The organism is Acinetobacter sp. NIPH 2699 (genome assembly GCF_022549355.1).
Lineage (GTDB): Bacteria > Pseudomonadota > Gammaproteobacteria > Pseudomonadales > Moraxellaceae > Acinetobacter.
Genome location: NZ_JAKZGL010000012.1, coordinates 86,585 through 98,997 on the forward strand (window position 1 = coordinate 86,585; position 12,413 = coordinate 98,997).

A 12,413-nucleotide genomic window follows, 5' to 3' on the forward strand; every position below is an offset into this window, starting at 1 on the left:
TTCAATAATGAGATCAAAAGATGGTGATGAAAATCACCATCTTTTTTTGTTTTGCTGCAATTTGTCTGATTTCTTAAGGAATCTTTGCAATAACATTGCGACTTGATGAAAAACTTGATAGTTTCAGAACAAATAAGAAAAAGATTCAGGATGAATTGCAATGGAAAATAAGCAACATCATTACGCAAGTATCTGTGTAATTTTGTGCATGATGGTTCTACCTTCTTCAATCGGGTGGACTGCTCAACCGATGTCAGAGGGAACGCTCGCACTACAAACAGGACTAGCAAACAATACTTTGCCGAGTATTATTATCAAAGCCAATCAAGATGCGTTAAAACCTGAGGCAGAACGTTGGAGAGCTCAACGTGCCTTGAGTGATCGTTATTTACGTGAAGTCAGGATTAGTACACTACTCGATAGTGTGCTATCGCCTCATGAAGAACAAAAGAAAACCAAAGTGACTGACCCACGAGAGAAAAAGGTTGCAAGCATAAAACCGCATACTCAAGCTTCAGATCGTTTTGTAGTGTATGAATTTGATTCCAATGACAATGTTCATGGAACCATCACCATTCATGTGAAAGAACGGTGATGGTCAGTTTTACTTATACTGCGTGATGTTGAATTTTCCATGCACGATGGATTTTTTGATTGCGTTTGAAATCTAAGCCAATGGTTTCAGAGGTGATTTCTTCAATCTGATACATTGCTTCGATTTCTTCATCCAACTCAAAACCGCGATAGTTGTTAGAAAAATACAAAGTACCTTCAGTCGTCAGGCGATTCATGGCACGTTTCAAGAGCGAGAGATGATCTCGTTGAACGTCAAATGTACCGTAAAACTTTTTCGAGTTAGAGAAGGTCGGTGGATCAATAAAGATTAAGTCGTATTGTTCATGACCTTCTTTTAACCATTCAAAGCAATCACTAGCGAAGAACATGTGTTGTTCATCCGCATGATCAACTGTTAACCCATTCAGCACAAAATTTTCTTTAGACCAATTTAGGTAAGTATTGGATAAATCAACACTTGTGGTGCTGGCTGCACCACCTAAAGCGGCATGTAAGCTTGCTGTTGAGGTATAGCTATACAGATTTAGGAAGTGTTTGCCGCGAGCTTCTTGGGCGATTCTTAAACGTATTTGGCGATGATCCAAGAACAAGCCTGTATCTAAATAGTCCGTTAAATTTACCAAAATTCGTGCTTTGCCTTCTTGCACAATAAAACGTTTAGAAGCCGTGCTTTGCTTGCTGTATTGGGTTGTTCCAGCTTGTCTAGCACGTGTTTTGATGAAAATGGCATCACGATTTAGTCCTGTTACTGCGCGAATTGCAGCGAGTCCTAGATTAAAACGTTTTTTGGCTTTTTCAGGGTCGATGGTTTTGGGTGGAGCATATTCTTGTACATGCAATCTATCTCCATATAGATCGACTGCAATATTAAAATCTGGTAAATCAGCATCATAAAGACGTAAGCAATAGATATTTTCTTTGACAGCCCATTTTTTCAATGCTTGCATATTTTTTTGCAAACGATTGGTAAAGTCCTCAGCACCTTCAATCTTTTCAAATTGTAGAGGTTGCCAATTTGCTAAAAATGGTTGAGTGACGCTTGCTGGTTTGATTGTACCAAAACGAATGTAAATCGGTAGTTTACCGTTCATCAAACGTAAAGTTTGCGGATCATTGATTGCAAGTACATCTGCTTGTTCGATTTGTGCAGCAATCACGGCAGCAGGTTGATTTGGAAAATTCTTTTGTAATAATCCAGATAAACCCAAGTAGAATGAACGGCTAGAGGCTTTATCACCTAAACGCTCACCATAAGGTGGATTGGTTACGATAAAGGCTTTTTTGCCTTCAGCGTGGAAATCATCCCAATCGGCTAAGGTGCGTTCTTCGATTTGAATTTGATCAAGTATGCTTTCAAAACCAGCAGCAATAATATTCAGACGCGTCGCTTTGACTGCCTCCCAGTCTGCATCGTAGGCGTAGAGCTTCGGAAGCGGTTGTTCTAATGCTTTCTCATGACGTTCGGTTGCTTCAGCTTTAAGCGCTAACCACAGTTCACGATCATGTCCGTGCCAGCCATTAAAACCGAAACGGCGAACAAGACCTGGTGCACGATCGGTTAAGATCATCAGTGATTCAATAATAAATGTCCCTGAACCACACATAGGATCAAGAATGATATCTGGTTGATATTGTAATAATTGTGCTTTTTGTAAAATAGCTGCGGCGAGGTTTTCTTTGATGGGCGCATCAGTCATAAAGTGACGATAGCCACGTTTATGCAAGGAATCGCCTGATAAGTCGAGACAGAAGGTATGTTCAGTTTTTCCTGCTAACACATAAAGTGTAATTTCAGGCTGCTTAATATCAATACTTGGGCGTTTTCCAACGGCTTCCATAAAGGAATCGACCACACCATCTTTCACACGTAAGGTTGCGAATTGAGTATTGACCTTGATATCTCGTTCAACATGCAGACGTACAGCGAAGGTACTTTGTGGTGCAAAAACTAAAGACCAATCGAAGCTAATCGCACCTTCATAAAGTTCTTCCGCAACATCGCGCGCATCATGAGTAAAATCAAGCTCATGTTTATGAATCGGTAACAGGACACGTGAAGCAAGACGTGACCACATGCAAATACGATAAGCTTGCTCAAGCGTACCTTGGAAAATTAAACGTCCAGCAAAACGTTGGATGTCTTGAACACCTAAACTTTCCAGTTCTTGTTGAAGTAGGGTTTCAAGTCCATCCGCACAGGTTACCCAGTAGCTTGTAAGACGTTGTGTTGAATTCATTCAAATTTCCAAAAGCGATTTTAGCAATCGCATATTTTAACCGATTTTTATAAGTTCTGTCGGTGCATATTTGTGTGATTGTCAGCTTTATCATCGATTAAAAGCTTTTTTTGAGTTTGGGTTCGAGAGGATGCTTTAGGTGATCGATTTCATATTTATAAATAATTTTAATAGTTGGTACATATTTTGCTAAATCATTGGTAGATCATCAGCAACTTATTTTTCTGAGAGCTGATGAAATTTAAGCAGTTTAATGGGGAAATTGTGGGGGATCTATGAAAGAGAATATAACTAATGATGTGATGATCAATGCTGAAGCTTTCACGATCGCAACTCAAATGTATGTACGTTTGAGACGTGTATCGAGTCGTGTGATTGATGTGATGTATCTGGTCGGTAACAAGGAATATGCCAAACATATTGTTGATATTGCTTTGGCAACTCAAGATGCAGAGTTGGAGCGCTATGTCGCTCGGTTAACTCCACTCATTGATTTATATCCTGAATCCAAGGCTGTCGAGGTGCCAGAGCAAAAAGATAGGCTAGAAAGTGAGCGCGTTGAGACCTTGGATGTCTATTCTAGTGAGGTGACGGCAGAGGAAATTTATGAGGCTCAGGTTTCACATCACTATATTGGTGCATTGCGATAGATAGAATTTGTTGCAACCCTCTAATTATCTGCAACAAAATGGTGGAAAGTTGTTCTGCGAAAACCCAAGAATTGGGCTACACTATGCAAGTTTTGGTGATTCGACCCATAGGAATCCTTTATGCATATTGCAGCCCTGCATCAACCGAGTCAGGTTCAATTGAATCAACAAGGAAATTTAAAGCACTTTTTAACCATTGAGGGTCTTTCCAAGGAAAGCCTGACCAAGATTTTAGATACAGCGCAAAGCTTTTTAGATGACAATAATAATTTGATCAACCGTCCGTTATTAGAAGGGCTGACGGTGATGAATCTTTTCTTTGAAAATTCGACTCGTACTCGCACCACCTTTGAAGCCGCGGCAAAGCGTTTATCTGCCAATGTCTTGAATATTGATATTGCACGTTCAAGTACCTCAAAAGGTGAAACCTTACGTGACACGCTTTGGAACTTAGAAGCGATGGCTGCGGACATTTTTGTGGTTCGTCATTCATCTTCTGGTGCGGCACATTTTATTGCCAAAGATGTTTGCCCGAATGTTGCGATTATCAATGCGGGCGATGGTCGTCATGCGCACCCGACTCAAGCGATGTTGGACATGTTGACCATTCGCCGTGAGACCAAAAAGCCTTTTGAGCAACTGAGTGTGGCGATTATTGGCGATATTAAGCACTCTCGTGTGGCACGTTCTAATGTTGCAGCATTGCAGACTTTAGGTTGTAAAGACATCCGTGTGATTGCACCGAATACGTTATTACCTGTCGGTTTTAACGAATATGGTGAACATGTACGCTTATTTAATCAAATGAATGCTGGTGTCACGGACTGTGATGTGATTATTGCGTTGCGTATTCAAAATGAACGGATTGATTCACCAGCCTTAGCATCACAATCAGAATTTTACAAAATGTACGGTTTAAATAAAGAACGCCTTGCTTTGGCTAAACCAGATTGTATTGTCATGCATCCCGGTCCGATGAATCGTGGGGTGGAAATTGATTCAAGCGTTGCTGATGGTGATCAATCTGTGATTCTAAAACAGGTTACCAATGGTATTGCTGTGCGTATGGCGGTGCTTGCACTAGCGATGCAAGGGCAATTACAAGAACAAGGTTTGATTGACGCGATTGCGCTGTAAGGGATAGATCACATGAGTATTGTAAAAATTGAAAATGTCCGTGTGCTAGATCCAATTCAGAAAACTGATCAAGTCAAAACGGTTTATATCGAAAATGGTAAGTTGATCGATGCGGTTGAACAGGTTGATGAAACCATTAATGGTCAGGATAAATGGCTGATGCCAACCATGGTGGATCTCTGTGCTCGGCTACGTGAACCGGGGCAACAGCAGCATGGAACATTAAAGTCAGAAGGTAAGGCTGCACGTGCCAATGGTATTTTGCATGTGATTACTCCACCAGACTCAAAGCCGATTGTGCAAGATAATGGTGCGTTGATTCATGGCCTGATTGAAAAAGCCCAGCTTGATGGCGGTATTTATTTGCAAATCATTGGCGCACAAACGCAAGGTTTAAATGGCAAACAGCCTGCGAATATGGCTGGGTTAAAAAAGGGTGGCTGTACGGCAGTTTCCAATGCCAATGCTGCTTTTGAAAATGATGATGTTGTGATTCGTACGCTTGAGTATGCTGCTGGTTTGGGCTTAACCGTGGTGTTCTATGCTGAAGAACCACAAATCGCTAAAGATGGTTGTGTTCACGAAGGCTTTATTGCATCGCGTCAAGGTTTACCGATGATTCCTGCAATCGCTGAAACGGTTGCAATCGCAAAGTATCTTTTGATGATCGAAGCGACAGGGGTGAAAGCTCACTTTGGTTTATTGTCTTGTGGTGCATCTGTTGAATTGATTCGTGCAGCAAAAGCCAAAGGCTTACCTGTTACAGCGGATGTTGCGATGCATCAATTGCATTTAACTGAACAATTGATTGATGGTTTCAACTCACTGGCGCATGTACGTCCGCCTTTACGTTCTGAACAAGATAAGCTGTTATTACGTCAAGCTGTTAAAGAGGGGGTGATTGATGCGATTTGTACCCATCACGAACCATTAAGCAGCTCGGCGAAAATAGCGCCGTTCGAGGAAACGCAATCAGGTATTACTGCTTTTGATACCTATGTTGGATTAGGTGTTCAACTTATTCAGGAAGGTGTATTTGAACCCTTGGAGTGGGTTGAAAAGGTCACTTCAATTCCTGCACAAGTTGCTAATATAACAGACCGTTGGCAGCAAGAAGCAGGATGGGTGTTGGTCGATCCAGAGTTGCAGTGGACTGTTTCTAAAGAAGAAATAATTTCACAGGGTAAGAACACACCCTTACTTGGACAGCAGTTGACAGGTAAAGTCATCACTACATTTGCCTAAGTATAATCAACGTGAGTAGAGTAAGCCTTCTAATGGGCTTGCTCTGCTGTCTAAAAAATGATGTATATATATTGTATTTAAATTTTAAAAAATAGATGAAAACAATAAAAACTATATTAAAGTAACAGAATGAAATGAGATTTATTTTGCATAAAATTATAAAAAAGAGATATAAATCATTTGAATTATTGGAGTTAATACAATGCCTATAAATCCAATGGAGTTACTTAAACAGAAAGTTTCATCGGTGATTGTGAATGATCAAACCAGCTTGGTAAATGAAAAAAATGATGTTTTATCAAGATTTTATCCAATTCTTTTGTCTAGATTTTTAGTTAAGCCAGAACTTGTTGATCAATTAAAAGAAAAACTCACGCCTTCAGTTTATGATCTATTTGAAAAAAATGACCAAGTAAAAAACGCATTACTTTTACGACTAGCTGCAGGCAGAGTCCCTGCGAGTGAAGTAGAAAAAACCTTAAATCGGGCGATTCCTAAAAGTTTAGCGGTGCTTTCAAATGAGGTGGGCAATGATACGATGAGTATTATTTATTATCTCAGAGAGCATAAAGAGTCAATTGATGCACTACTACCCAATTGGATCAATGAAGTTCTGTGCTTAGATCAGCCCGTTGTAAAAGCAAGCATAGCGCCTCCTATTTTATCTTTGCCTGTCATGCCTCCAGATTTGAAACAGCCCAGAGCCTTTCCATTTTTTGCCTTAGTATTTGCAAGTTTTTCTTTGTTATGGCTCTATCAGATAAGTAAATAGTCAGCATTGTTATTGTTGATTGATTTAGGTGTTTTTTATTGGCATGCTTAGAGTTCGGGCAATTATTTTTTTAGATAGAGTTTATGCGAATCACATTTGTCGGTGCAGGACGAGTCGCTACACATTTAGCAAAGGCATTTCAATCAAAGCATCAGATTGTTCAAGTTTTTAGTCGCAATTTACAGCATGCACAACAATTAGCAGTACAGGTCAATGCACAAGCGATTGATCGTGCAGATCAACTCAATACACAAACAGACTTGGTGATTGTTGCTGTTAGTGATCTAGTGATCGTGGATGTTGTGGAATCTATCACAACTTATTTGCCGAAAAGTCTGATCGTGCATACTTCGGGAAGTACCAATTTATCTGTGGTCGCGCAGAAATATTCACGTGTAGGTGTGTTCTATCCTCTACAAACCTTTAGTTTTGAGCGAGAAGTCGATTGGTTAGCAACACCACTCTTTGTAGAGGCCGTAACGCAGGAAGATTTATTTTTACTCACAGATTTGGCAAATAGCCTAAGTCAACGAGTCTATCAATATAGCTCTCAGCAGCGCCAAACATTACATTTGGCTGCGGTATTCGCATGTAATTTTAGTAATTATTGTTATGACATGGCAAAACAGGTTGTAGATGCGGAACAGGTTGATTTCAGTTTGCTATTCCCATTGATTTTAGAAACAGCGAACAAAGCAACGAGTACTGACCCAAAGCAAATGCAAACTGGGCCAGCAATGCGTGGCGATCAAAATATTTTAACCATGCATCAAGCGTTATTATCTCAATCCCATCGACCAGATTTGGAAGACGTATATAGCTTGATGAGTGATGGTATTTATAAACGCCATCACTCCGATTGATTTACTTTATTTTCTTAAAAATAAAATCATTGATTTTATGACCCGCTTCAATCCCACGGCGTTCAAACTTTGTCACTGGACGCCAGTCTGGGCGAGGGTAGCTATTGCCTTTACCTGCTAAATTTTCCAGATCAGGACGATTATCTAAAATATCAAGCATCCATTCTGCATACGGTTCCCAGTCTGTCGCTGCGTGGAAGGTACCGCCAAGGACTAACTTTTGCTCGACCAATTGCATGCGTTCATGAATCACAAAACGACGTTTAAAATGACGTTTCTTCTGCCAAGGATCAGGGAAGTAAAGTTGTACACAGTCGATACTGTTATCTGGCATTTCGCGGAGTACTTGAATCGCATCCGCATCTAATACAAATAGATTTTTTAGACCAGCCATGCCAGCTTCAAATACACATTGAGCAATACCAGGAATGTGTACTTCAATCCCGACAAAGTTGCGCTCAGGATTGGCTTTCGCCATAAGAACTAAAGAACGGCCCATGCCGAAACCAATTTCTACGGTTAATGGTCGCTCAGGATGTTCAAAGTGCTGACGTAAATCACCAACAGGATATTCCAAAATTAAATCACGATAATCTTCCAACGCAGTACGTTGTGAAGTATTGAGCGGAGCTGAACGACGCATAAACGTCACAATTTCACGGTGCTCAGGCAAATTGTCGAGTTCCGTAATTTGCGTTTCTAACTGATCGTTTGACATGAATTCTGGAGATATAAATATAGAAATGCCGTATTTTAAGTGTTCATGTGGTCAAGTCAAACTTTTAAATGATTTTATTTAGCTGAACTTTTTTAGATGAGGGAAAAGTTGTAAGAAATCCTTCATCTCGTTGTCACAGAGATTGAATAGGCTAATGGCGATTTGAACATTAAGTAAAAAGTTATGAAAACATTTAAATTTCACTCTATCGCAATTTGTTTGGGCTTACTGGGGGCTTCGACGCCATTTTCTATGGCACATGCGCAATTGATGTTTAGTCAATATGTCGATGGAAGTAGTAATAAAAAAGGTTTGGAAATTTACAATCCAGATGCGACCAGTGCGAATCTATCAGACTATGAAATTCAGCAGTTTAATAATGGTCTATTGACGAAAACAGTGGCTTTTCAACTACAAGGTACGTTGGCCAGTAAAGCACGGTTTTTGGTTGGACATACTGCTTTACAAGAGGTGCTTGGTTCACAGGTCAATCAAGTTGCAGCTTTATCATTTAATGGCGATGATGCTGTGGTTCTCTTGCATAAAGGAAAGGTCGTTGACCGTTTTGGCCGAATCGGTGAGCAACCTGCGGCAGGTTGGGGAAGTGCTGTTTCGAGTAAGGGCAATAGTTTTACCCGAATACAAACTACAAACACAGTGACAGAAATTGACCCGACGACGAGTTTTGATTTAGACAGTGTATGGAAAGCATGGACGGATCGTAATGATTTTTCTAATTTATCAGGTTCTACAACGACACCACCTGTACACGAGACAGTCAGTTGTTCTAGTTCAGATACAGCAATTGCGGATCTAAATACAGTAGCCCAAGATCAAAACTATACAGTACGTGGGGTGATTACTGCCGACTACCGTTATAACAATGGTTTTTCAGGTTTCTATGTACAAACCGTAGATAGCAAAGCAAAAGCCAATGTGAGTAATGCGATCTTTGTCTATATTCCAGCAAGTAGCACAGTTAAAGGTGGTCAGGTTGGTGAGGAGGTCATCCTCCGTGGTCGTTTAACCGCTTATCAAAATCAACTTCAAATTGATCAGATACAGCAAGATATTCAAACCTGTAGTACCAATATGCTGAGTCAAATTCAGCCTAAAGAGATTGATTTACCCTTTAATAGTTTAATGGCAACAGGACATTCACCACAGCAGTATCAAGGCATGCTGGTGAAATTACCACAGACATTGACGATTAGTGAAAACTATAATTATGGTCGATATGGTGAATTATCATTGAGTCTTGGGCGACTATTTATCCCAACAAATCTATACCCATCCTTATCCGCAGAAGCCAAAGCTTTAGCGCAAAAAAATCTATTGTCAAAAGTGATTTTGGATGATGGCTATAATAATCAAAATAGAACGCCTTGGTTGCCACAAAATTTTAGTGCAAGCAATACGCTACGTGTTGGCGATCAACTTGAAAATGTACAAGGTATTTTAGAATATCGTTTTAATGGATGGCGTATTCAACCCGTTCAGGGAGCTAATCTTCCTACGATTATCAAAGCAACGCCATCACGACCAAGTGTGAATGCAAAGGATGATAAATTGATTCGTACGGCCGCATTCAATGTATTGAACTATGATAATGGTAAGGATGGTTTTCCAACAGAACGTGGCGCAACAACACAAGCAGAATTTGATAAACAGCACCGCAAGATTGTCAGTGCCTTACGTGCAATTGATGCTGATGTATATGGTTTGATGGAAATCGCCAACAATGGTTATGGCGACGATAGTGCCATTGCTTATTTGACTCGTTCATTAGGCGCTGACTGGAAATATGTGGTTCCTGAAAATCTTGATCGTTTAGGCACAGATGCGATTGCTGTTGCCATCATTTATAACAGTAAACGAGTTAAGCCTGTCAATAAACCAGTGGTCTTTGATTTGGGTGATAAAAACAGAACCACGATTGCACAAACTTTTCAGCCACTGTCAGGCAAGCAGATGTTTACCGTGATTCCAAATCACCTTAAATCTAAAAGTTGTTCAGGCGTAAGTGCAACGTCTTTAGATGCTGATCAGAATGATGGTCAAGGCTGCTGGAATCCAACACGGATCAAGGCTGTCGAACAATTGATTCAATGGATAGCTAAAAACCCAACGCAAGTTGAAACACCTAATATTTTACTCTTAGGTGATATGAACAGTTATGCCAAAGAAGATCCAATTTTGGCACTAGAAAAAGCCAACTATAAAGTTCTACTCAATGACAAAACGATAGGACAGGGTGAGCAAGCCTATAGTTATGTATTTGGCGTGTCGAGTAATGCTGATGGTTATGGTGGTGCGGGTAATCTAGATCATGCCATTGCTGATGCCAATTTGTATAGCAAAGTGAAAAAAGCCTTTGCTTGGCATATCAATGCCGATGAACCAACGGTATTGGATTACAACGAAGAATATAAAACTGATGAGCAAAAAGCTTTATTCTTTGCAGAAGACCCATATCGTTCTTCGGATCACGACCCTGTAATTGTGGATTTAGATTTGCAGGATGAAGCGCCTAAAGCATCTCATCGCAAAAGTTCATCGGGTAGTTTTGGCTGGCTCTCTATCTTTGGATTATTGAGTTTAGTTGGCTATTCAATGCGCTCAAGAAAAGCAAAATTATAATCAGACTGAGAAAAAGAGCAGAAAAATAAGCTGCTCTTTTTCTGACAAGAATCTATTTGAACAGGACTTATACGATCACGATAAAAATTTGACATAAGAGCACTTGCAAAATAATGAAATTTCACTAATAGTCAAATTATTCGGTATTTTTACTTTTACTGACAAATTTGTAAAAACAGATTTTGCAAATTTTGATAAAGCGTTTTAGAACAGAAGAGTTAGATAACAAGGATCAAACATGAAGTTGTATTATTCACCTGGTGCTTGCTCATTGGCAGCACATATTATTTTAAATGAAATAAATGTAGATTTTGATTTAGAACGCGTTGATTTAAAAACCCACAAAACTGAGAAAGGTATTGATTATTACGAAATCAATCCAAAAGGCTATGTTCCAGCCTTAGAAATTAATCCGGGTTTAATTTTAACTGAGAATGTTGCGATTCTACCATTCTTGGCTCAGCATGACCCTAAACAAGATTTAATTCCGCCATCAGGTATGGGAAGAGCTAAAGTCCTCGAATGGTTAGGGTATTTGAACTCTGAACTGCATGATGCTTATGCTGTATTTTTCAGTGGTAAATTAACTGATGATGAAAAGACCAAAGCTTATGCTGAAGTCAATCGTTTGCTTAAATATATCGACCAATATTTAGCTGAATCTGAATATGATTATTTAGTGGATGATAATTTTGGCCCAGCAGATGCATATTTGTTTGTGCTTACCAATTGGTCAAATCATATCGAACATGACTTGAGTCCTTATATCAATATTGTCGCTTTGCGTAATAAAGTCGCTGAGCGTCAATCTGTACAAATTGCAATGCGTGATGAGGGACTCTTGTCTTAATCTCTCCGCAGAATTAAAAAAGCCTCTGATCAATCAATGATAGAGGCTTTTTTAATCTCAACAGATTATTGTTGAGCTTGTTCTTTTGCATCAGCAGCGGTTGATTCAACAGCGCCAGCTACATTTGCAGCAGCTTCACGTGCGGCAGCTTCAGTTTCTGCAGCAGCTTCAGCCGTTGCAGTTGCAGTATGATCAGCAGCAGCATCGATTTGATCAGCAGCAGTATCGACAGCAGTTGCAACATCATGACCCGCTTGGTCAGCAGCATGCTCTAAGTGTTCGCCAGTTGTAGCCCCTGTTTCAGGCGCTTTATCTTTATTACAGCCTACAAGAGCAACGGTAGCAGCGAGACCTAAAGCAACAAGTAATTTATTCATTTTCATATTTCCTTTTGTTGTGGCATCCAATAACGATGGATAGCCAAAATATAAACATAAAATAAGGGGATAATAAAGTTGAATATTTGTTGATAACTTGTAAAAACACGCACTTAGGTTTAAAAATGTAAGTGCGTGCACATCTTTTTTAATATTGTGTTAAACACCAGAGCGAATCATATAATCAAAAGCAGAGAGTGATGCTTTAGCACCTTCACCAGTGGCAATGATGATTTGCTTATAAGGCACAGTGGTACAGTCACCCGCAGCAAACACACCTTTGACATTGGTTTCATTACGATCATTCACCATAATCTCACCACGGTTGCTTAACTCAACTGTACTGTC

General features: G+C 39.8%; 12 protein-coding genes. 8 read left to right on the forward strand and 4 right to left on the reverse strand.

The genetic code is table 11. From position 1 onward, the window contains the following. The first annotated feature begins 160 nt into the window (after window positions 1-160). Complete coding sequence (locus MMP72_RS12040; protein ID WP_241317595.1) at window positions 161-595, forward strand: hypothetical protein; 435 nt, start codon at window positions 161-163, stop codon at window positions 593-595. A gap of 13 nt (window positions 596-608) precedes the next feature. Here MMP72_RS12040 and rlmKL read toward each other — a convergent pair whose 3' ends face one another. After that, window positions 609-2,813, reverse strand: a complete 2,205-nt coding sequence (gene rlmKL, locus MMP72_RS12045) for a bifunctional 23S rRNA (guanine(2069)-N(7))-methyltransferase RlmK/23S rRNA (guanine(2445)-N(2))-methyltransferase RlmL (RefSeq protein ID WP_241317597.1) — start codon at window positions 2,811-2,813, stop codon at window positions 609-611. 275 nt (window positions 2,814-3,088) lie between these two features. Between rlmKL and MMP72_RS12050 the strand changes: the two genes are divergently transcribed. The 5 genes from MMP72_RS12050 to MMP72_RS12070 all read left to right on the forward strand — a co-directional run bounded on the left by MMP72_RS12050 (window position 3,089) and on the right by MMP72_RS12070 (window position 7,480). Then, window positions 3,089-3,463 (forward strand): hypothetical protein, encoded by a 375-nt coding sequence (locus MMP72_RS12050; protein ID WP_241317599.1) that lies wholly within the window; start codon window positions 3,089-3,091, stop codon window positions 3,461-3,463. Between the two features lie 120 nt (window positions 3,464-3,583). Continuing rightward, window positions 3,584-4,600 carry an aspartate carbamoyltransferase catalytic subunit gene (locus tag MMP72_RS12055; protein WP_241317601.1) on the forward strand — a complete coding sequence of 339 codons (1,017 nt, stop codon included), beginning with the start codon at window positions 3,584-3,586 and terminating at the stop codon, window positions 4,598-4,600. 12 nt (window positions 4,601-4,612) lie between these two features. After that, complete coding sequence (locus MMP72_RS12060; protein ID WP_241317603.1) at window positions 4,613-5,845, forward strand: dihydroorotase; 1,233 nt, start codon at window positions 4,613-4,615, stop codon at window positions 5,843-5,845. A 202-nt stretch (window positions 5,846-6,047) separates the two neighbouring features. After that, entirely contained in the window at window positions 6,048-6,617 is a 570-nt protein-coding gene (locus MMP72_RS12065) for a hypothetical protein (RefSeq protein WP_241317605.1), read from the forward strand. 83 nt (window positions 6,618-6,700) lie between these two features. Next, complete coding sequence (locus MMP72_RS12070) at window positions 6,701-7,480, forward strand: Rossmann-like and DUF2520 domain-containing protein (protein ID WP_241317607.1); 780 nt, start codon at window positions 6,701-6,703, stop codon at window positions 7,478-7,480. A gap of 1 nt (window position 7,481) precedes the next feature. Here MMP72_RS12070 and trmB read toward each other — a convergent pair whose 3' ends face one another. Further along, the gene (gene trmB, locus MMP72_RS12075) at window positions 7,482-8,198 is read right to left on the reverse strand and encodes a tRNA (guanosine(46)-N7)-methyltransferase TrmB (protein ID WP_241317609.1); all 717 of its coding nucleotides are present in this window, start codon (window positions 8,196-8,198) and stop codon (window positions 7,482-7,484) included. A gap of 183 nt (window positions 8,199-8,381) precedes the next feature. Here trmB and MMP72_RS12080 point away from each other — a divergent pair, with 183 nt between their 5' ends. Continuing rightward, entirely contained in the window at window positions 8,382-10,838 is a 2,457-nt protein-coding gene (locus MMP72_RS12080) for an ExeM/NucH family extracellular endonuclease (protein WP_241317611.1), read from the forward strand. Window positions 10,839-11,076: 238 nt separating this feature from the next. Further along, window positions 11,077-11,688: a glutathione binding-like protein gene (locus MMP72_RS12085; RefSeq protein WP_241317613.1), complete on the forward strand. Its 612-nt coding sequence runs from the start codon at window positions 11,077-11,079 to the stop codon at window positions 11,686-11,688. Between the two features lie 65 nt (window positions 11,689-11,753). Here MMP72_RS12085 and MMP72_RS12090 read toward each other — a convergent pair whose 3' ends face one another. Together MMP72_RS12090 and MMP72_RS12095 are read right to left on the reverse strand one after the other, a co-directional pair. Beyond that, a complete protein-coding gene (locus MMP72_RS12090) occupies window positions 11,754-12,065 on the reverse strand; it encodes a hypothetical protein (RefSeq protein WP_241317615.1) in 312 nt (103 codons plus the stop codon). 159 nt (window positions 12,066-12,224) lie between these two features. Continuing rightward, window positions 12,225-12,413, reverse strand: a 189-nt coding sequence (locus MMP72_RS12095) for an FAD-dependent oxidoreductase (RefSeq protein ID WP_241317617.1), incomplete at its 5' end; no start/stop codon positions are given.

What these genes read in the sequence shown, in the direction of transcription:
- MMP72_RS12040 (WP_241317595.1), top strand. Translation starts at nt 161, where the DNA reads ATGGAAAATAAGCAACATCATTACGCAAGTATCTGTGTAATTTTGTGC.
- rlmKL (WP_241317597.1), bottom strand. Translation starts at nt 2,813, where the DNA reads ATGAATTCAACACAACGTCTTACAAGCTACTGGGTAACCTGTGCGGAT.
- MMP72_RS12050 (WP_241317599.1), top strand. Translation starts at nt 3,089, where the DNA reads ATGAAAGAGAATATAACTAATGATGTGATGATCAATGCTGAAGCTTTC.
- MMP72_RS12055 (WP_241317601.1), top strand. Translation starts at nt 3,584, where the DNA reads ATGCATATTGCAGCCCTGCATCAACCGAGTCAGGTTCAATTGAATCAA.
- MMP72_RS12060 (WP_241317603.1), top strand. Translation starts at nt 4,613, where the DNA reads ATGAGTATTGTAAAAATTGAAAATGTCCGTGTGCTAGATCCAATTCAG.
- MMP72_RS12065 (WP_241317605.1), top strand. Translation starts at nt 6,048, where the DNA reads ATGCCTATAAATCCAATGGAGTTACTTAAACAGAAAGTTTCATCGGTG.
- MMP72_RS12070 (WP_241317607.1), top strand. Translation starts at nt 6,701, where the DNA reads ATGCGAATCACATTTGTCGGTGCAGGACGAGTCGCTACACATTTAGCA.
- trmB (WP_241317609.1), bottom strand. Translation starts at nt 8,198, where the DNA reads ATGTCAAACGATCAGTTAGAAACGCAAATTACGGAACTCGACAATTTG.
- MMP72_RS12080 (WP_241317611.1), top strand. Translation starts at nt 8,382, where the DNA reads ATGAAAACATTTAAATTTCACTCTATCGCAATTTGTTTGGGCTTACTG.
- MMP72_RS12085 (WP_241317613.1), top strand. Translation starts at nt 11,077, where the DNA reads ATGAAGTTGTATTATTCACCTGGTGCTTGCTCATTGGCAGCACATATT.
- MMP72_RS12090 (WP_241317615.1), bottom strand. Translation starts at nt 12,065, where the DNA reads ATGAATAAATTACTTGTTGCTTTAGGTCTCGCTGCTACCGTTGCTCTT.